This is a genomic window from Metabacillus indicus (assembly GCF_046603695.1).
GTDB classification, from domain to species: Bacteria; Bacillota; Bacilli; order Bacillales; family Bacillaceae; genus Bacillus_P; species Bacillus_P indicus.
Window position 1 is genome coordinate 2,268,722 of record NZ_CP176757.1, and the last position, 19,555, is coordinate 2,288,276.

A 19,555-nucleotide genomic window follows, 5' to 3' on the forward strand; every position below is an offset into this window, starting at 1 on the left:
ATCCTCCTTTGCCGCGATTCATAAAAGTTAAAATAGTATATGCCGGAGCGCAAAATAAGTAATAGGCAAAACAGCAAAGGATTCCGAGTTGGACTCATGAATGTTCATCAAGAAGGAAATAGTAAGAACCTAAAAAACAATTCAAGGAGGACTTACCGTGGAAAACACATCAAACTTCGTGAACAGCCTGCAGCAAAAACAGCAAAAAGACGAATACAACCGCGAGCACCAAGGCAGCAGCAACCCTGGGAAAAAGAAGCCTAATAAGACGAATAAATAAGAAAAGCGGAGCCGACCGTTTAGCCCTGACAGGCAGAAAAGAAATCACCCGAAAAGTCCGGTTTTGACTTTTTGGGGGATTTTGTTCTGACGGAAGGGCTGGGAGGCGGAGCTAGACAATAAGAAAAGCGGAGCCGACTGTTCTGACAGAAGGGCTAGGAGGCGGAACTGGACAATGAGAAATGCGGAAGCGCTCGTTTAGCTCCGGGAGTCAGATAAGGAAACGGCGGTAAAGGCGCTTTTTTGCCTTTGCCGACGGTTCCGTTCTGACAGAGGAGCTGAGCGCTGGAGCTGGACAATAAGAAAAGCGGAGCCGACCGTTTAGCCCTGACAGGCAGAAAAGAAATCACCCGAAAAGTCCGGTTTTGACTTTTTGGGGGATTTTGTTCTGACGGAAGGGCTGGGAGGCGGAGCTGGACAATAAGAAAAGCGGAGCCTTTAAGCTCCGCTTTTCCTATGATCAATGATGCAGTCTTCCTTTCTTGTACACCCAAAACAACAGCAGAAAACTGACAATCATGATGAGCTCTGCCCAGATTAAATACCACGGCCATTTGCCAAGTACGTTAAGCAAGGACACACCCTCAGGCTTTTTCATAAGAAACATATAATTTGACCCCAGCCACTTGTTCACAGCAAAAATGATGACGGCATAAAGGTTAACAATCAGAACACTTTTCCAGACGGTCCGGAAGGTTACACGATAAGAAAACGCCATGAGCATGACCACCACCGCTAAAATAACGGTCCCATGTGAGATAAAAAAGACGATGTACTGAAAATGCGGAAAATGATACGTGCTGAGGTCTGGGGTCAAAAGCGCCTGCACAGAGCTTGCGATGCCTGCGAAATACAAAAACTGAAAGAGTTTTTCCGACCCGTTTAGGAGCATGATGAAAGCGAGTATGACGGACAGATCGCTTAAATGCAGTGGCAGTGCAGATGCTGCAGACCACGCATGTTCGGTCAGCAGCCACATTTGATGAGTGATCAGCGCAAGAAACAGCACAGCTGCAAGAGCCAGCCTGATGGGATGCTGATACGGCATCCAGCTCTTTTTTAACAGCATCATTCCAACAATGATTACAGCTATGATTACAATCGTCCATATGTGCTCTGCAGAAAACAGGCTGAATTTTTCTCCCTCCGGATGAACCTGCAGGTATTTTCCCATGCCACTCGCCTCCTTCTCTTTTGATATTAGAATTCACTTCTGCAGAAACTCTATCCAATAAAAAGAGCTGAACGAATTCGTTCAGCTCCCTCTCTTACGTTCCGGTACTCGCGTATGCCCGCAATCCATACAGCCAGAAAATATACGCAAGCGCAATGCTGCCTAAACCGACCAGCGGGGACATGATGCCGACAAAAGCATACCCCTCTCTGTCAAGGAACCACGCCGCCGGATAAAAGGCCGTAAATCCGTACGGAATGACCCATGTTAAAAAGACACGAATGGTTTTGTTGTATATTGTCAGCGGGTATTTAGCAAACTCACTCAGATTAAAAACAGCATACACAATAGGCAGACTGTCGATCATCCAAAAGGAAAAGGTGGCAAAAAACAGGTTGATGGCAATGTAAATCAAACCGCTTGAAACAATCATCACAACGAGCATCAGCCAATCTGCGAAGCCGAATGCCAGATCCAGCTGCGGAAAGGCTGCTGCCAGAATAAGTATCCCGATCACAAGCTGACCCAGTCCGTCCTGCTGCAGCCTGTCTGCACACACGTGAAACAGCGGATTGATCGGCCTGATGAGTAGACGGTCCATCTGCCCGGGCCTTACATACTGCCACCCAAGCGTCCATAAATTATCAAAGAATATATGATGCAGAGACCTGCCCGTTGCGGCAATACCGTAAATAAAAAGAATTTCATAGAACGTCCAGCCGTTAATTTGCTCAATATGATCGAACACCACTTTCACAAAAAAGATGCTTGCGAACTGCTGGAGCATCACGCTGATCACACCGATGAAAAAGTCCACCCTGTATTCCATCATCACCTTAATGTGATTTTTCGCAAAAATATAATACAGCTTTGTATACCGTTTCAGCATTGTTTATTACCCCCTTACCCGCCGAAAATGGTCACTTTTTTGATCGCCTGGGACCAAATCAGTTTCATGATGAGAAACATTCCGAGGCACCAGCCAAGCTGAATCAGCACGGCAATGTATGCATCACTGCCTTCCAGAATACCTGTATATATAGAAACAGGCGTAAATACCATCGCCTGAAACGGCAAATATGAGCTCAGCGTTTCAAGCCACCCGGGAAAAAGCGTAATGGGAACAAGTGCTCCGGAAAAAAACGTGATGACTCCCTCTTTCAGGACTCTCAGACCCCAGACATTTACTGTCCAAAAGGCAATAATGCCAATCATCAGATCAAAAAACGTGCCAATCCAGACTCCAAGTGCCGCACTGATCAAAAACAGGAGCGCAGCTTCCGCCGAACCTGGAAGAGACAGATCGATGAACACAAAAGCAATCACCATCAGAGGGAGTGTTTCCCTGAAAAAATGAGTGATCTTCCCTCCGAAATCCATGAAAATCAGTTTAAAAATGACATCATATGGTCTCATAAGCTCAATGGCAATGTTCCCGTCCCGGATATCATGCGCAAGTTCGTTTCCGACTCCAGAAACATACCCCTGTATAAACATGGCCACCACAATATACGTCAGCATATCCTGGAGCGTAAGATTCTGAATGGTGTCCTTGCCGTCATAGACGGCATGCCAAAAATAAAACATGATCATCAGACGCATGATGGATGATGCCGTTCCAGCCCAGTACCACGCGGAGTATGCAGTGTTGATCTGCATTTGGGATTTTGCAAACATCAGGTATTTCGTCATTTCTATACCCCCCCTATAGCCCGCGGTTATAAATTTCTTCTACAATGGTTTCAATTTTTGGATCGTTTAAAGATAAATCGATAATGTCATTTTCAGATAAAACGGCGGAGATCACTTCTGATGCAGCCACATCCTTTTGAGAAAATGCAAGAATGACTTTTTGCTGCTGGTCTTCATCGACTGCCCTGAGCTCTGTTCTGTCCTTAATAGCGGCCGGGTATGAGAACGATTGCACACTTTCGACTTCAAAGTGGATTTCCCGTTTGGCCGCGAATGTGTCTTTAATTTCATGGAGGCCGCCGTCGTATAAAATGGAACCATTGTCAATGATGATGATTCGGCTGCAGATCTCTTCAATGTCCTGCATATCATGCGTTGTCAAAAGCACCGTCGTACCAAACCGGGCATTCATTTCCTTAATAAATTTCCGTATCCGCACTTTCACTGCTACATCAAGCCCGATTGTCGGTTCATCTAAATATACGACATCCGGCCTGTGGAGAAATGCCGCCGCAAGCTCACATCTCATTTTCTGCCCCAGTGAAAGCTGCCTTACCGGTATCGAAAGAAGCGGCTTCAGCTGCAGAACCTCTGTGAACAATTCAAGTGTTTCCTTAAACTGTTCTTCAGGCACTTCATAAATATGTTTAAGCAGATCAAACGACTCAGATACCGGGATGTCCCAGAACAGCTGTGTCCGCTGTCCAAAGACCGCACCGATCTGTTTCGCATTTTGTTTTCTGTTTTTATAGGGAACAATCCCCCCAACCTTTACTTCCCCGGAAGATGGAGTCAGAATTCCTGTCAGCATTTTGATGGTTGTAGACTTTCCGGCACCATTTGCACCGATGTACCCGATCATTTCCCCGCGTTCAATCTTGAAATTGACTCCTTTGACAGCCGTCTTAGTCACGTATGTACGTTTAAAAAGTGCTCTCACTGCGCCTCTTAAGCCGGGATCTCTCTTTACAAGCTTGTATTCCTTCTTTAAATCTCGTACTTCGATCAATCTGATGTTCCCCCTTTGCTGTCTGTATTTTTTGCAACTATAAAATTATAGAACTAGTAGAAAATTTTGTAAATCATTTTTTGATGCGCTTTCAAAAAAATATTCAGCTGCCTAGGACATCTTTTCAAAATAAAAAACCGTGTATCCGGTTGGATACACGGTTTCAGGAGGGCCCAAAGCCTCATCCATTAATCTCGCGTCTCAGTCAATACTTGTTGAAAAGCTCTAAGAGGAGGTCATTTTCAAGAAACATGGATGACCATTCAATATCCTGGACAAGTTTTTCATAGTTTTCTCTGCAGGCTTCAACATCCGTTACTTTTCCTGAACGGTTATCTATGCACTTTCCTGATTTAAAGTTGCCAGTATGCGAAGCTGCATAATCATACTTATCGGAATAAAATGAATATCTCGTCGTTTCATATGCAAAGCCCGCAAAGCCTTCCGTAACGGTGTCAAGCGGCTTGCCGAATTGTATTAGCGGCTGTTCAATTCCAAGCAGTGAAGTTATTGTCGGTGCAATATCCATCTGGCTGGCAGTCACTTCATTGACAGTGCCTTCTTTTTGACCCGGATGATGAATAATGAGGGGAATATTAAATTGGGCTTTTTCATCAAAAGGAACTCCAAGCAGATTATTAATCTCTTTTTCATCCATAGGGAGAGGTCCGTAATGATCGCCATAAACTACGAAAATGGACTCGTCCCACAGGCCCTTCTCTTTAAGATCCTGAATGAAAAGACCTAACGTTTTGTCAAAATAATGGACAGACTGCAGATAATGCCCTGTATTGGTATCGTCAAACCTGTCCGGAAGATCAAGTTCACGGTATTCCTCAGGCATGACAAACGGTCTGTGGTTCGTCAGGGAAACAATAAAACTATAGAACGGCTTTGTTTCACTCGCATAAATTTCTGTCATCTGTCTGAATATACTTTCATCTGATATGCCCATTCCGATGATTTCATCAGATGCTATGTTTGAATGATTTTTATGATAAAACGTTTCGTAGCCCTGTTTGTCATAGGCTGCTTCCCTGTTCCAGAAGTCCGGAACATTTCCGTGGGTAGCACTTGTTGTATAGCCTCCGCCTTTAAGGATGTTCCCAAGCGAAAGATAGTTGTTTTCCGTGAAAGCATTGTAAACTCCTTTTGGTGCCATCGGGTAAATGGAATTGTTGGCTACAAATTCGGCGTCCGACGTATTTCCGCGGCCAATTTGAAGGTACGTATTGGGATAATACTGACTCTCCTTAATCAGCTTATCCAAATTCGGTGTAATTTCTGCCCCGTCAATGGTGAGTCCCACGGGAAACACGTTAAGGGATTCTGCCTGGACCATAATGACATTTTTGCCTTTGAATTTGCCGAAATACGGGGAGTTCTTCTGCAGTTCCTGGTTCTTCCTGAAATATGCCTGAAGATTTTCAGTCTTCTTTTTATCCCCGACAAATGTTTCATTGGCAAATGCTTCATTTACGGTCATCTGTTTAAAATCGTAAATATGTGCAGGCAGAATTCCAGTCAGTGAAACTTTGTACTGATCTGAAAACGTTTCTTTAAACGGGAAGAAAGAAGTAAAAATTAGGGCAGCAGCACCAGCTGCAAAAATTGCCCTGCTTTGCCATTTCCGCACTTCCTCTGTTTTCAGCCAGTAACAGAATATTAGAACTGAAGCAACTGCCAGGACATCAGCCCAGTAAAGATAATCGGTCTGATAAACCAAAGAAAGAATGGAATCTTTGACATCTCCAAGCTGACCCGCCTGCCCTGCAAGCTTTAAATTTAGAATACCGTCATAATAACGTTCATACAGAACGTCTGCATACAGCAAAAGCGACAGTAAAAAATATATTAGAAAAACGGATGTGAATTTCACAATGGATCTGCCTGTGGCAAGGAGGGCAGCCAGACATAATGCCAGCCCAGCCGATGCTGTGAGAATGAACTTTTTGTGGGGGGACATTCCCAGTTCATGTACGAAATACAATGATTTCAAAAACCAGAATCCGCTGATTGTAAAGACAATGGTAAAAAAGAGAAACATGCTTTTTTTATTCCTATTAAAATATGACAATCCTACACTCACCTTTATCAAATAGTTACATATGTTCACTCCATCATATCAAAATGCCTAGAAGAAACAACAAAAAAATTTACAAAAAATTAATTTTTGTAATCTTACATTTACATTCTCCCTCTCTCTACAAGTTCACAAATTTTTAACACATTCGGAAATGAAAATCACGCAGCAAGTGTGCTATAGTTTACTTAGTCAAATTTGACCTAATTGAAGGAGGAACTTATTTATGTTCGAGAGCTTTCTCAAACGCGGAAAATTAATTATCATCTTATTTTTCGTTATTATTCTTGTCGGAGGCTATTTGTTTTACCAGCTTCCCAAACGCGAACTGCCCGAGTTCTCGGCAAACATCGTAACCATTTCAACGGTTTATCCAGGTGCAGATGCATCCGTTGTTGAAAGTGACGTAACAGAAGTGCTTGAAGATGCCATTAATAACTCCGATGGCGTTGCGAGCCTGAATTCTGTTTCAGCAAAGGAGTTTTCAAATGTCATAGTTGAAGTAGAAGATGGTGAGGATCTGGAAAAGATCACATCCGACCTAAAACAAAAAGTATCGGATGCCGCTTCCAAACTGCCTGATGAAGCATTTGATCCTGAGGTCAAACAGGCTCAGACAGGGCTGCCTGTAGCCTCATACATGTTTACAGCAGATAGCGCAGATACGCTTAAACAGAGCCAGGAAGAAATACTCCGTTTAAAAGAGAAGATTCAGGAACTTGATGGCGTATCAGGCGTTACTATAAAAGGATTCAAAGAAAAAGAGGCTGTCCTGGAGCTTGACAGTGAAGCTCTTGCAGAAAATGGCCTGAATGTCTCTAACATTATTGAAGCCATCAACAGCGAGTACAAAACAACACCGCTTGGCGAAACGTCCCAAAATGGTGAAACGATCCGTCTCACTCTTGATCAGTTCAAGGATATTGATCTAATTGAAGACATAACTGTACTGTCTCCGATTACTAAGGAAGCTGTCAAAATCGGAGATACGGCAAACCTTGTGCTGACGGAAAAAACGCAGGAAGATATCGTTTCATTTGAAGGCAAACCTGCCTATTCATTCACCGTAAATATCGAATCCGGTCTTGATATTCCTGCCACTTTTAAAAAGGTCGATAAGGAATTAAAAGACGAACTCAGCCTTCCGGACAATGTGGAACTGAAAACCTACTACTCGCAAAAAGCGGATGTAGACAAAATATTTGATGAGTTGATTAAAGAGGCTGCTATTGCTGTACTGGCCGTTATTCTTATTACTACTCTCGGTCTTACTTTGAGCGGAGCCTTTATCGTGTCACTTGCGATTCCGCTTTCAATCACGCTTGGAACTCTTCCGCTGCCGTTTTTGGACGTAGATCTAAATCAGATCTCAGTCATCGGCCTCATCATCGCGCTTGGAATACTTGTCGATGACGCGATTGTCGTCAATGACAATATATTAAGGCAGTATAAGCTTCAGAAAAACGGCAATGCCCTGCAGGCAACCAAGGATGGCGTGAAAGAGGTTTGGGGATCCATTGTGACTTCTACACTCGCTGTTATCTTTGCTTTCCTGCCGCTTACTCTCTTATCAGGTGCGAATGGTTCATTTATCCGGTCCCTGCCATCTGTACTGATTCTGACGATTGCGGCTTCAATGATCATTTCATTGACCCTTGTGCCTGTTTATCAATATGCCGTCAATAAGCGCAAAATCCGTGTCAGTGAAAAAGAACCCGGCTTCCTTGGCAGGCCATTGCTTAGATTATCGAATTTTTATGCTGATACACTGCTTGCAAAAATCGTCAAACGTCCGGTTCTAATCGGAATTACAGGGATTGTCGGAACGACGCTGATTTTCCTGCTGGCATTCTTTGTGCCGTTCGAATTTTTCCCGTCAGCGAACAAGAAAGAAGTGACCGTGACGGTTACCATGCCGACAGATTATACACTGGAAGAAACGAATACTGTCCTTGAAGAAATGGAAACTGATCTTCTTGCTATTGAAGAAACAGAAGAAACAGCTATTTTTGCAGGCTCCGGTGTTCCCGGTCTCTTTAGTGAAACGGTTGAAAATGCAGGTCCAAATACGGGACAGATTGTCACTCGCATCGACAACGAAGCCGTTACAGCTGACGCATTTATTGCAGAACATACAGATACACTCAGGGAAAAGTATCCTGAAGCCGAAATTTTCTTAACAACGATTGTTCAGGGTCCTCCAACGGGTGCACCTGTTACTGTGAAATTAAGCGGCGAGGATTTCAATAAACTGAACGAGATTAAAAACAAACTCGCTTCTGACATTAAAGAAGCAGACAGCGGGCTGATTATTGATAATGTGAAAGAGCCGGTATCTTCTGTTCAATATAAGCTTGACCGTACAGCTTTAACAGAAAGCGGCCTGGATCCGAAATTTATAAGTGATCAGATCCGTCTGGTAACCGAAGGCGTGCCTATGGGAACCTTCAAAAGCAACAACGAAAACATTGACTTATTGATTAAGCAGGACCCTGCTGTACATGAAGAAGGCATCAAACTGGATGAAATTCTGGTACCCCTTCAATCTGAAGGTCCAGTGCCTCAAACAGCTCCCCTAAGTCAATTTATCGAAACTGACACAGTGGAGCAGTATCAGACCATTCCGCGTGAAAACGGAGAACGTACGATTACACTAAAAGCATATCCTGGTGAATCAGAAACGTTCAAAGAGGATGTTGCATCCATCGTAGATGACTATAAGGAGAATTATTCCGGTGAAGGTTATACATTGACTCTCGGAGGAGAAAACGACGATCAGACGAAATTCTTCGTTGAAATCAGTCTTCTGTTCTTAGTTGTACTCGTTCTGATCTACATCACGATAGCGTTCCAGTTTAATTCTCTTTCCCTTCCATTGCTTGTGCTTGGAACAGTCTATCTTGCAGTTGCCGGTGCTGTTGCAGGATTATTCGTTACTCAGACACCGTTCAGCTTCATGGCCACAATGGGAATCGTTTCTCTAGCTGGAATCGTGGTCCGGAATTCTGTTGTTCTCTTTGAATTTATCGAACAGCGGATGAGAGCTGGTTACGACCGTGCCGAAGCGGTTATTGAAGCCGGACGCGCAAGAATCCGTCCGATTTTACTGACAGCATTCACGGCGCTTGTTGCCCTTCTGCCTGTGGCATTCAGCAACGATCCGCTCTTTAAACCGCTCGCCATCAGCATCGTTTCAGGGGTTCTCTTCTCGACAATCCTGACCCTGCTGATTGTGCCTGCCCTGTTTATTACGGTCGATAAACTCCGTTCAAGAAAGAAAAAAGCATGATTTAAGTAAGGCTGCCGGGATTGGCAGCCTTTTTCTTTTTATGTATAGTAGACGAATAGACAAAGATTGGGGGAATTTCAATGTTTATACATAAGATTAATGATGAACTCTCACTTAAATTGACGGATGTCAGAGATTCAAAGCAATTGTTCGAACTGACAGACGGGTCCAGAAGTTATCTGAAAGAATGGCTTCCGTGGCTTGATTTTACGGTCAAGGAAGAAGATACAAAGGCATTTATTGAAGGCACCCTCCGTGGATTTGCCGATCATAAAAGCTTAAGCACAGTCATTCTTTTCAAAGGAAAAATAGCGGGTACAGCAGGATTCAATTCCATCACCTGGCCAAACAAAACCGCCTATATCGGATACTGGCTCGGTAAGGATTTTCAAGGCAACGGCATTATGACAAAAGTGGCGGAAACACTGACTGAGATTGCGTTTAATGAATATGGACTGAACAAAGTAGAAATAAGGGCTGCAGTAGAAAACATGAAAAGCAGAAGCATCCCCGAACGCCTCGGTTATAAGCATGAAGGCACCATCCGCGAGGCAGAATGGCTGTATGATCATTATGTTGATCATGCTGTATATGGAATGCTTGCACGTGAGTGGGAGCAAAAAAAACACTCAACTAAAAAGCAGGTCTGATGGATGTTCAGACCTGCTTTTTTATCACGTATTCTCTTTTAAAACCAAATGCTCTTTTTTGCTTAGTTTTTCTTCAAGAAGCGTCAGCACCACCGGAATAAGCAGAAAAATGCTGGAGATTTGAAAAAGCACGGCCGTTTCGACAAATTGAGCAAGAATCCCGAAGACAATTCCGCTTAAGCCGATTCCAAAATCGATCGCAGAGAAGTACATGCCGTTTGCCACACCCCTTCTGTTGTCAGGGGTCATGGAGAGCGTCCATGACTGAAGCGTCGGAAGCAGGGAACCAAAGCCGATTCCAAACAAAATTCCGGCAGCAGCTATTCCTGCATTTGTATGGGAGAATGACAGAACCCAAAGACCCGAGAAGGTTAAGACCGAACATACAATAATTAAACCCTTCGGCCCCTTCTGATCAAACCATTTCCCTGAAATCGGTCTTGAAACAGATGCCATTATGGCATTAAACAGGTAAAACAGAAAAATCTGCTCAATCCCCCGTTCTTCACCGAATATCACAATGAATGTCACAACCGACCCATAACCAAACGTCGCGATCATCGTTATGAAAGCAGGATACCAGCTTGATTTTTCAACAAGCGAACCAACATAGGAAAATGTTAAATCTTCTTTTTTAGTGTTCGTCACTGATTGAGGCGTATGGTAACGCACAGCAGCAAGCAATCCAATCGCAATCAGACCGAGTGCACATGAAATGTAAATTAAGTTGTTAAATGACGTAACCCCAAAAAGATATATTCCAAGGCTTGGAGCAATAATCATGCCAAGCGTAACGGACAGGCCAAAATAGCCCATGCCTTCACCAAGACGCGATTTCGGAATCACATCTACGGCAGCCGTACCGTTTACTGTTGTTGAAAACCCCCAGGCAAGACCATGCACAAACCGAAAAAGCAGAAAAATAAAAATCATGCTCGATAACGGATATACGATGGTAATGGCAAGAAGGGCTGCAGCTCCGGCAAGCACGAGCGGCTTGCGTGTCCGGTATTCGAGCATATAGCCTATAAACGGCCTGCTTAATACAGCGCCTATTGAAAACAGTGCAGTCACAAGCCCGATCTCAAGACCTGAGGCCCCAAGAGACTTTATGTAGGGCGGAAGTGTCGGGATCAGCATCTGAAACGACATAAAAATAAACAAATTTCCAACCATGAGCATCACAAACGACTTTGTCCACAGCGGTGCTTTTACTAATTTACTCACTTTATCTCTCCTAAATTATCTGTGTATCTGCCAATATATTTCGCATTCCTAAATAATAGCACAGACAGCGTCTGGATTATACTGATTTAGCTCCGTGAATTATTGACAGAAAATTTCGAAAGGATAATTTATACATTTCCAAAGATAAAGCAAAAAATCCCGTATATGAACGGGATTCTGTCAATTTTCAATACGGATCTGTCTCTTTTCCAGTTTTTAAATCAATGACCTTAACTGGATCCGCCGGTGCGGGAATGTTCTTGCTTTCTGGAGGCCTTGCGCCGTTCTCCACCCAGTCTGTAAGTAAATCAAAGGATTGATGGGCATACGGCAAAAGCGGCTGGAGCTTCTTCCCGGCATCCATTGAAGCATTCCAGACCAAGCTGTCGACATGATTGCCATTTTCAATGTAATACATGCGGTGCAGTTTATCCTTCCCTGCTTTTTTAACAAGCTTCTCATATCCCGCTGCATGAATGTCAGGGAAAATCAGAGTGTCAAGGGTACCCGTAAAACTGATAAGCGGAACATCGATACCTCCCGTGTTCGCAACCTCTTTAATGCTTTCTTTTACGCTTTTAGGACGGGATGGATAGCGGTAGTTTTCGAAAATAGAGTCATAGGTTCGGTCTCTCACTCCATTAATAAAATTCAAGTAATTTTTCCAGTCAATCCGTTCAGGTGCATTAGGATCAAAATGATCGCGGTAAATATTTGCAGTAATAAACCAGTACACCTGGTCATGATAGCTCCATAATGCTTCTGATCCTTTTGGAACCCCTGCTTTATACAACTCTTTTACCGCTTTTTCTTTCTCTTTTCCACTGCCGTATATGGCAGGCTCGGCATGATTGACAACCGCTGTCAAAGAGGACATCAGGTTGGGCTGCTTCTCTGTCCAGAGAACACCTTCCCAGTCAACGCCGCCATCAAACAGCCTGTCTTCTTTTTTCTGGCGCCCGTCATGCTCAAGCGCGTACCTGACCACATACCCTCCGTTTGAAATTCCAATTGCATATGTAGGAACACGGTGGTTTTTTCTAATAAGGTGATGCGCAGGATTTGACTTGTCTTTAGGCGAGATAAGCTTGTCCGCATAATTTTCCTGGAGGTAAGCTTGAGCTGACGCCGTTATCTGCCGGTACCTTTTGTGCCATTCGGCAACCGAATCATCTTCTTCAACAAGAGCATTTTTTGCTTTTGCAAATGGATCTGCAGGATCTAATCTACCTTGTGTTCCCTTATCAATGGCCGCAAAAGCGTATCCTTTTTCCAGGACAAAATCACTGAAGAGCAAGTCTGTCGAGGTTTCATTGCGCGTTGCAGGAATTCCGGCAGATACCAGTTTCCCGTTCCAGTTATCGGGAATCCGGATCACAAATTGTGCATCCTCAAATGCTCCATTAACCTGAGTTCCGGTGACTGGGGCTGGATTGTACATTTTGTGCCAGCCTGTTTCATCTTCTGCACTCCCCCACAAATGCGGCGTCAATCCGAGATTCCCAAAAAGAGTTGCCTGCTGATATTGAACGGGATTCTTTGTCGTTAAATAATTATCATTTATTCCGTCAAAATAAGTTTTTTTCAAGCTGTGTGCATCAGGAATAGAAGCTTCTTGTGCGGCAGACACTCTGGCAGGCTCATTTGTCATGGGGATAATAGGCGCAAGCAGTGCTGCTGATAATGTAACCGCTATCATTTTTCTCCTCAAACAACCACACCCTTTTTAGAATTTTCTGTAAACCGAACATACTCAGTTTACTCTTTTTGGGAGCGTAGGGCATGGGACGAAAGATGCAACTATAAAAAGCAAAAAAATAACCCGTATTTGGGTTATCTCTTTAACTATAAATTGGCTTTTTTTAGTCTTGAATCAAGAACCATATTCCCAAATGGAATAAATGCAACAGCCACTGCACTGAATACCCAGGCAAAAGACCATCTGATTTTATACGTTGTATATGCAATGATCAGGAGGTAGGCAATAAAGAAGAATCCGTGCAATGAGCCGACAATCGTAACGGCCATTGGAATATCCGCCCAGTACTTCAGCGGCATGGCAATAAAGAGAAGGATAAGCAGCGAAGCTCCTTCAATGAATCCCATAAATCTGAAACGCTCAATCGGTGTTTGAGGCATAGGTGTTCCTCCATCAACTTTTTTCTTCATTATAAAGCAGGATTTTAGCAAAAACCACTCTTCCCGGACAGACGTCATAGAATGTTCAATTCTATATGTATGTCCACTGCACCGCTTTATACCTCTTCACGCAGGAAAAACCAAGGTGCTCATGCACCTTGGTTTCCATTAGTTTTCGCTGCCCTGCAGTTCTCCGGTTTTTATTGCTTTTTCTTTTTTTACTGAAGGCTGATCCTTTGCACTTCTTAATGGAATTTCTTTAATAAAGAAGGTTAAGAGAATCGCAAGCGCCATTGTAATCGTCACGAAGATGAAAACACCGGATAACGCGTAGCTGAGGGAATCCTGCAGCTGACGGATGACGTTTTCAAAGAAAGGCACCGCTTCAGGAGGAAGTGTGTTCTTTAAGCCGTCAAGCTTCTCATGATCAAGCAGCAGCTGAGGGTTTTGCAGAGATTGAAGTTTCCCCGCAAGCTCAGGTGATGCTGCCATCTGATTCGTGTCACTGGCGCTGCTCATTGAAGCCATTTTATCCTGCATGCGCGAATTAAGAAGTGTTCCCATGATGGCAACTCCAACAGTCCCCCCGACGGAACGGAACAGCTGTGAGGATGCCGTTGCGACACCAAGCAGCTTCTGCTCTACCGCATTTTGCACTGTAAGCGTAAAGACAGTCATGCCAATTCCGATGCCAAATCCGACAAGTGTCAGGTAAAATACGAGCAAATACTGCGAGGTGTCTACCGTCATGGTTGACAGCAGGTAAAGGCCTGCTGCAGATATGCACAGCCCGATGATTGCCTGCAGTTTGTACTTTCCTGTTTTAGAAATAATCTGTCCGCCAAGAGCACTTGCAAACACAAGGCCGAGCGTCATGGACATTGTCAGGAAGCTGGAATGAGTAGCCGAGTAGCCGAGTACACCCTGAATGAAATAAGGAACATACATGACACCTCCGAACATGGAGACCCCAATGACAAACCCGATGACATTTGAAATGGTGAAGATGCTGTTTTTAAACAGATCGAGCGGCAGAATCGGGCTGACAGCTTTTCGTTCGACTAAAATAAAGATGATCACGGACAGAGCTGCTGCCGCGAATAGAGAAAGGATTTGTGCTGAGCCCCAGTCATATTTCGTTCCTGCCCATGAGAACGCGAGAAGTGCTGCAACAATGGCTGATGAAAGGAATAACGATCCAAGATAATCAACCTTCTGGCCGGGCTTTTTCTCCGTGGACGGGAAAAGCTTCCAGATAAGTACGAGCGCGACAATTCCAAGCGGAAGGAAAACCCAGAATACCCACTTCCATTCAAGGTTATCGACAATGTATCCGCCGAGCGTCGGTCCGAATACACTTGAAACCCCGAACACGGCACTCATGGCACCCTGCCACTTGCCCCGCTCTCTTGGAGCAAATAAATCCCCTACAGCCGTAAAGGCAGTTGACATGATCATACCTGCTCCAAAGCCCTGAATCCCGCGGTAGCTGATCAGCTGAATAATGTCAGTTGATGTACCTGCAAGAAAGGCTCCAATAGAAAAAATGATGATCCCGATGATAATGAAAGGTTTCCTTCCATACATATCTGATAGCTTTCCGACAAGAATGGTTGTAATTGCACTTGTCAGCATATAGATGGTGAAAACCCAGCTGTAATAATCAAGCCCTCCAAGCTCTGAAATGATTTTTGGAAGAGCATTCCCTACAATTGTCTGATTTACTGCCGCAAAAAACATCGCTGCAATGATGGCAATCATTATCGTTATTTTTTCTTTATGACTTAAATGTTCCATGATTCCACCTCTAGTTTTCTTCTAATAATTTTTTTAAAAGGCGATTAAATACAATCATTTCATCATCGGTTACGTTTTCCAGTTTCCGGTGAAAGTATTCTGTGATGGTCGCCTCTACTGTTCTTGCCACTCTCTCTCCTTCTTCCGTCAGCTGAAGAAGGACAACTCGTCTGTCGTCACTTGCCCTGACACGTGTTAAGTAGCCTTTTTTTATCAGCCGTTCACTGACTGATGTAATATGACTGCACGAAACGCTCAGCAGATCTGCAATCCGGCTGACATTTGGATGATCCTGTTCATGCACGAGCCGAAGCACCATAAATTCATTGAACGGCAGCATGGGTTCAAGCATGTCATTCAAATGTGCCCTGGTCATCTTGTTCAGCTTTCTGTAATTCGAGAGAAATTCGTAGGTGAGCTCCTGGCGTGTATTCATGTTCCCCTCCCGTTTCCAAATCAATTTAATACTTAACTTACTTAACTATTAACTTTATTAACTATATGACGGAGCTGAAAAGTTGTCAAGGAATAAAGCATAACAACATTTCTTTAAAGCAAAAAAAACAGCCCTGGCCAGGACTGCTCTCAAAATGCTGATTTTTTTACTATTTCCGCTTCATACAAGTCCCAGGCGTCATCAAATACGACAAGACCCGGGAGGTATGAGCCGTTAAGCTCGAGGTATGAGCTGATTTCGTGGTAATCGTCGGATGATTTTGGAAAGCTGTGATCATCGTAAGCATCATTGGCAAAACGGCTGATGTCATCCTGAGGCTTTGGATGCCTGAATTTCATCAGGTAGTGATAAAAAGATTTCATGCGGGTCCCCTCCGTTGGGTTTGTAAAGTGCCCCTATTATAACGTGGATTGGACAAGAAGAAAACCTCAGAATTCTCTGAGGTTTCACGTAAAGTCAAAATAATTTCGCTTTAAATGGCGCTTCCATTTCATGAGCTCATCAAAATTGACCCGGTTTGGCAGTTCTTTCACATTAATCAGGAGGAGCTGATTTTCGATTTCATTAATTGTATCCTCGCTCTGATAGCTGATGCCGCAATCTGGACATTCCGTACAGGGCGTTTCAGAAATTTCGATGGCCCGTGATCCATCGGGCAGCTCCCAGTGAACAAGGTTGCTTGTTTTTACGGCCTTTTCCGATTCACACCACTCGCAGCGCTCACTCATTTTCTGCCGCCTTCTTATCTTCGGATTTTAAAAGCTGGGCACGGTACTTTTTCTCTTTTAATTCGTCCCGCTTTTCCCGCTTGTTCTTTAAGCTTGCATGCTCGGGATTCGTTTCAAACGTTTTTCTTCGGCTGATGCGTCCGATGCCCTCAGGAATCAGGTTAAACTGTGCATCTTCATATAAACCTGCAATGCCTGACAATGATTTTTTCGAATCTGAGTCCGGATAGATTTCATTGAAATAATCTTCAGCAAGTCCCGGGACATAATTCTCCGGCTCCGGATACGTTGTGATCACACCTTCGAAGTTTCGAAGAACGACTTTTCCCGGACTTTGGGAAATCAGATAGTTTGGCTGCAAAGCGATTTTCCCTCCGCCTCCCGGTGCATCCACTACGAATGTCGGCACGGCATAACCGCTTGTATGACCTCTCAGGCCTTCAATAATTTCAAGCCCTTTTGAAACAGGTGCACGAAAATGGCCGATGCCTTCAGAAAGATCACATTGGTAAATGTAATACGGGCGGACTCTGATCTTTACTAAATCGTGCATGAGCTTTTTCATAATTTGTACGCTGTCATTGATGCCGGCAAGGATAACTGCCTGATTGCCGACAGGCACACCTGCATTAGCGAGCATCTCACAAGCCTTTTTGGACTCTTCTGTAATTTCGATCGATGTATTGAAATGGGTATTCAGCCAGATTGGATGGTATTTCTTCAGGATATTGCAGAGATTTTCGGTAATGCGCTGCGGAAATACGACCGGAGCACGAGTGCCAATCCGGATAATTTCAACGTGATCAATGGCTCTCAGGTTCTTTAAAATGTACTCTAAAATGGTGTCATTGATTAAAAGACCGTCACCGCCTGAAATGAGGACATCCCGCACTTCCGGTGTTTGAGCAATATAGGCGATGGCATCGTCAAGCTGTTTCTTTGGCACACCCATGCCGATTTGTCCTGAAAAACGTCTTCTTGTACAGTAACGGCAATACATGGAGCATTGATTTGTCACCAGGAATAGAACACGGTCCGGATAGCGGTGGGTCAGGCCGGGTACAGGAGAATCTTCATCTTCATGCAGCGGATCTTCCAGGTCATACTTTGTTTTATTCAGCTCCTGTGAAATCGGCACCGACTGCATGCGGATCGGGCACCTCGGATCATCTTCGTTCATCAGCCAGGCGTAGTATGGAGTAATATTTAAAGGAATGGTTTTCGTAGAAATTTTGACTCCTTCCTCTTCATCAGGAGTCAAGTTCACAACTTTTTTCAAATCTCCGAGTGTCCGGATCGTGTTCGTCAGCTGCCACAGCCAGTCATTCCATTGCTCTTCCGTCACATCTTTCCAAAGCTCAATATCTTTCCAATGGCGTTTCGGCTTATACAAGTCGTATCTCACAGCAGTTCCCCCATTTCGGTCTTTACCACTATTACATGCAAAAAGCGTGCCAGCGTGACACGAAAAGCGGAGCCGACTGTCCAACCCTTTTAATCAGATAAGAAATCCAAGGAAAAATCCGGGCTTAGCTTTAAAAATAATTTATTTTGCCCTCCACAAAAATACCACCCAACCCCACCCCAAACTCCCCCTACCCCTTTGATTCCACTGCCGAATATTGGTCACTAAGATATTTTTTGAGCTTGTACTGCAGGGTTTGTCTTGGGATGCCGAGAAGCTTTGCAGCTTTCATGACATTCCCATCTGTTTGTTCCATTGCATCAAAGATCAGCTTGCATTCATATTTTGACAGCCTGCTTTGCAGGGAGCCGCCTCTTTCATCTGATTCATCCTCATTCATCAAGTACGGCGGGAGGTGGCTCGGCAGAATCTGCCCTTCATCACACATGTTCATTGCAAATTCCAGGCAATGTTTGAGTTCCCGCACATTGCCCCGCCAGCGCTTTCTGCCAAGCAGGCTCTCCGTCTCTTTTGATAGGCCTGATACACGTTTGCCGAATTCCTGATTGTATTTTTTGATAAAAGCAGCCGAAAGGAGCGGGATGTCTGCTGGTCTCTCCCTGAGGGGAGGAAGGCTGAGGCCGAACACATTAAGCCTGAAATAAAGATCTTCTCTTATCTTATGTTCTTTTAAACATTGCTCAGGCGGGATATTCATGGCGGCAACCACTCGGACATCAACGTTTATAGCCCTGCTGCTGCCGATTCTTCTGATTGCCCCGTCGTCAATGACGCGAAGAAGCTTTGCCTGCAGGTTCAGGGGCATCGACTGAAGTTCATCCAAAAAGAGAGTGCCTCCGTGGGAAAGCTCAAATAAACCAGCCCGGTCTGCAGCGCCTGTATAGCTCCCTTTCACCGTGCCAAACAGCAGGCTCTCAAGCAGGGCTTCCGGAAGGGCGGCACAGTTTTGTGCAATAAAAGGTGACTGTCTTCGCGTAGATTCATTATGCACCGCCTGAACAACCAATTCTTTTCCCGTTCCTGTTTCCCCGTAGACAAGCAGATTGGAAGATGTTCTTGCGGCCTTTTTTATCAGTTCTTTTACACGGAGCAGATTGCTGCTGACTGTCAGTATGTCTTCTAGCCTGTACACGGTGCCGTTGACAGCTTTTGCTCTAACGGGTGACGATATTCTTGATTGAAGGTCTGCCAGTCTTTCTGTCAGCTGTTTGATGGCAGAAAAGTCCTTTGCAATTTCAACTGCTCCGATGACAGTGTTTCCTGATAAAATGGGCAGGCTTGTATTCACGGTTTCAATTTTTTCGCCTTTTACATTTATGTAGGTCTGCGAGTGATGGTAAATCGGCTTTTTCGTCCTGATCGCCTTTAGAAGGGTGCTTGTTTCTTCTGACAGAGAGGGAAAAGCGTCAAATAAATGTTTCCCCAGGACTTCTTCCGGTTTCAGTCCGTCGTGATAGGCTGCAATCTCATTGTAGAAAACCGTCATCCCTTTTTCATCAACCGCATGAATGCCCTCATCAATTGTTTCTAAAATATGCTGAATGATTTTCTCTCTAGTTTGGTCTGCCAATGAAATTCCTCCTCAGTGCCAGCTTTTCGGCAGCA

General features: G+C 44.2%; 17 protein-coding genes. 3 read left to right on the forward strand and 14 right to left on the reverse strand.

Annotated elements, in window-relative coordinates:
• The first annotated feature begins 157 nt into the window (after window positions 1-157).
• The gene (locus ACK1LH_RS11370) at window positions 158-280 is read left to right on the forward strand and encodes a DUF4023 family protein (protein ID WP_029280747.1); all 123 of its coding nucleotides are present in this window, start codon (window positions 158-160) and stop codon (window positions 278-280) included.
• A 459-nt stretch (window positions 281-739) separates the two neighbouring features.
• Here ACK1LH_RS11370 and ACK1LH_RS11375 read toward each other — a convergent pair whose 3' ends face one another.
• From ACK1LH_RS11375 to ACK1LH_RS11395, 5 genes are all read right to left on the reverse strand, one after another.
• Window positions 740-1,453: a TIGR02206 family membrane protein gene (locus ACK1LH_RS11375; RefSeq protein WP_342822654.1), complete on the reverse strand. Its 714-nt coding sequence runs from the start codon at window positions 1,451-1,453 to the stop codon at window positions 740-742.
• A gap of 94 nt (window positions 1,454-1,547) precedes the next feature.
• On the reverse strand, window positions 1,548-2,342 hold the full coding sequence (locus ACK1LH_RS11380; RefSeq protein WP_029565879.1) for an ABC transporter permease: 795 nt from the start codon (window positions 2,340-2,342) through the stop codon (window positions 1,548-1,550).
• 14 nt (window positions 2,343-2,356) lie between these two features.
• The gene (locus ACK1LH_RS11385) at window positions 2,357-3,145 is read right to left on the reverse strand and encodes an ABC transporter permease (protein WP_029280741.1); all 789 of its coding nucleotides are present in this window, start codon (window positions 3,143-3,145) and stop codon (window positions 2,357-2,359) included.
• Window positions 3,146-3,158: 13 nt separating this feature from the next.
• Window positions 3,159-4,154: an ATP-binding cassette domain-containing protein gene (locus ACK1LH_RS11390; RefSeq protein WP_029280739.1), complete on the reverse strand. Its 996-nt coding sequence runs from the start codon at window positions 4,152-4,154 to the stop codon at window positions 3,159-3,161.
• Between the two features lie 205 nt (window positions 4,155-4,359).
• Window positions 4,360-6,201 (reverse strand): LTA synthase family protein, encoded by a 1,842-nt coding sequence (locus ACK1LH_RS11395; protein ID WP_411333083.1) that lies wholly within the window; start codon window positions 6,199-6,201, stop codon window positions 4,360-4,362.
• A 262-nt stretch (window positions 6,202-6,463) separates the two neighbouring features.
• Here ACK1LH_RS11395 and ACK1LH_RS11400 point away from each other — a divergent pair, with 262 nt between their 5' ends.
• Entirely contained in the window at window positions 6,464-9,526 is a 3,063-nt protein-coding gene (locus ACK1LH_RS11400) for an efflux RND transporter permease subunit (protein ID WP_411333085.1), read from the forward strand.
• Window positions 9,527-9,606: 80 nt separating this feature from the next.
• Complete coding sequence (locus tag ACK1LH_RS11405) at window positions 9,607-10,176, forward strand: GNAT family N-acetyltransferase (RefSeq protein ID WP_029280736.1); 570 nt, start codon at window positions 9,607-9,609, stop codon at window positions 10,174-10,176.
• Between the two features lie 24 nt (window positions 10,177-10,200).
• On the opposite strand, the gene ACK1LH_RS11410 is transcribed toward ACK1LH_RS11405, so the two are convergent.
• The 9 genes from ACK1LH_RS11410 to ACK1LH_RS11450 all read right to left on the reverse strand — a co-directional run bounded on the left by ACK1LH_RS11410 (window position 10,201) and on the right by ACK1LH_RS11450 (window position 19,526).
• Entirely contained in the window at window positions 10,201-11,358 is a 1,158-nt protein-coding gene (locus ACK1LH_RS11410; protein WP_029565881.1) for an MFS transporter, read from the reverse strand.
• A 232-nt stretch (window positions 11,359-11,590) separates the two neighbouring features.
• Window positions 11,591-13,054, reverse strand: a complete 1,464-nt coding sequence (locus ACK1LH_RS11415; protein WP_411335091.1) for an alpha/beta hydrolase — start codon at window positions 13,052-13,054, stop codon at window positions 11,591-11,593.
• A gap of 194 nt (window positions 13,055-13,248) precedes the next feature.
• Window positions 13,249-13,542, reverse strand: a complete 294-nt coding sequence (locus tag ACK1LH_RS11420) for a DUF3817 domain-containing protein (protein ID WP_029280732.1) — start codon at window positions 13,540-13,542, stop codon at window positions 13,249-13,251.
• A gap of 168 nt (window positions 13,543-13,710) precedes the next feature.
• Window positions 13,711-15,339 carry an MDR family MFS transporter gene (locus tag ACK1LH_RS11425; RefSeq protein ID WP_029280731.1) on the reverse strand — a complete coding sequence of 543 codons (1,629 nt, stop codon included), beginning with the start codon at window positions 15,337-15,339 and terminating at the stop codon, window positions 13,711-13,713.
• A gap of 10 nt (window positions 15,340-15,349) precedes the next feature.
• Window positions 15,350-15,775, reverse strand: a complete 426-nt coding sequence (locus tag ACK1LH_RS11430; protein ID WP_029280729.1) for a MarR family winged helix-turn-helix transcriptional regulator — start codon at window positions 15,773-15,775, stop codon at window positions 15,350-15,352.
• A 149-nt stretch (window positions 15,776-15,924) separates the two neighbouring features.
• Window positions 15,925-16,158 carry a YozE family protein gene (locus tag ACK1LH_RS11435; RefSeq protein WP_029280728.1) on the reverse strand — a complete coding sequence of 78 codons (234 nt, stop codon included), beginning with the start codon at window positions 16,156-16,158 and terminating at the stop codon, window positions 15,925-15,927.
• Window positions 16,159-16,242: 84 nt separating this feature from the next.
• Window positions 16,243-16,524: a YokU family protein gene (locus ACK1LH_RS11440; RefSeq protein ID WP_029280726.1), complete on the reverse strand. Its 282-nt coding sequence runs from the start codon at window positions 16,522-16,524 to the stop codon at window positions 16,243-16,245.
• Complete coding sequence (gene ablA, locus ACK1LH_RS11445) at window positions 16,517-17,929, reverse strand: lysine 2,3-aminomutase (RefSeq protein ID WP_029280724.1); 1,413 nt, start codon at window positions 17,927-17,929, stop codon at window positions 16,517-16,519. The genes ACK1LH_RS11440 and ablA overlap by 8 nt, the downstream gene beginning before the upstream one ends.
• A 190-nt stretch (window positions 17,930-18,119) precedes the next feature.
• The gene (locus tag ACK1LH_RS11450) at window positions 18,120-19,526 is read right to left on the reverse strand and encodes a sigma-54 interaction domain-containing protein (RefSeq protein ID WP_411335092.1); all 1,407 of its coding nucleotides are present in this window, start codon (window positions 19,524-19,526) and stop codon (window positions 18,120-18,122) included.
• Window positions 19,527-19,555: the final 29 nt, after the last annotated feature.

Coding starts and splice junctions, on each gene's coding strand:
- ACK1LH_RS11400 (WP_411333085.1), top strand. CDS start 6,464: ATGTTCGAGAGCTTTCTCAAACGCGGAAAATTAATTATCATCTTATTT.
- ACK1LH_RS11435 (WP_029280728.1), bottom strand. CDS start 16,158: ATGAAATCTTTTTATCACTACCTGATGAAATTCAGGCATCCAAAGCCT.
- ACK1LH_RS11415 (WP_411335091.1), bottom strand. CDS start 13,054: ATGACAAATGAGCCTGCCAGAGTGTCTGCCGCACAAGAAGCTTCTATT.
- ACK1LH_RS11430 (WP_029280729.1), bottom strand. CDS start 15,775: ATGAATACACGCCAGGAGCTCACCTACGAATTTCTCTCGAATTACAGA.
- ACK1LH_RS11395 (WP_411333083.1), bottom strand. CDS start 6,201: ATGTTTCTCTTTTTTACCATTGTCTTTACAATCAGCGGATTCTGGTTT.
- ACK1LH_RS11385 (WP_029280741.1), bottom strand. CDS start 3,145: ATGACGAAATACCTGATGTTTGCAAAATCCCAAATGCAGATCAACACT.
- ACK1LH_RS11405 (WP_029280736.1), top strand. CDS start 9,607: ATGTTTATACATAAGATTAATGATGAACTCTCACTTAAATTGACGGAT.
- ACK1LH_RS11425 (WP_029280731.1), bottom strand. CDS start 15,339: ATGGAACATTTAAGTCATAAAGAAAAAATAACGATAATGATTGCCATC.
- ACK1LH_RS11440 (WP_029280726.1), bottom strand. CDS start 16,524: ATGAGTGAGCGCTGCGAGTGGTGTGAATCGGAAAAGGCCGTAAAAACA.
- ACK1LH_RS11420 (WP_029280732.1), bottom strand. CDS start 13,542: ATGCCTCAAACACCGATTGAGCGTTTCAGATTTATGGGATTCATTGAA.
- ACK1LH_RS11410 (WP_029565881.1), bottom strand. CDS start 11,358: ATGCTCATGGTTGGAAATTTGTTTATTTTTATGTCGTTTCAGATGCTG.
- ACK1LH_RS11375 (WP_342822654.1), bottom strand. CDS start 1,453: ATGGGAAAATACCTGCAGGTTCATCCGGAGGGAGAAAAATTCAGCCTG.
- ACK1LH_RS11380 (WP_029565879.1), bottom strand. CDS start 2,342: ATGCTGAAACGGTATACAAAGCTGTATTATATTTTTGCGAAAAATCAC.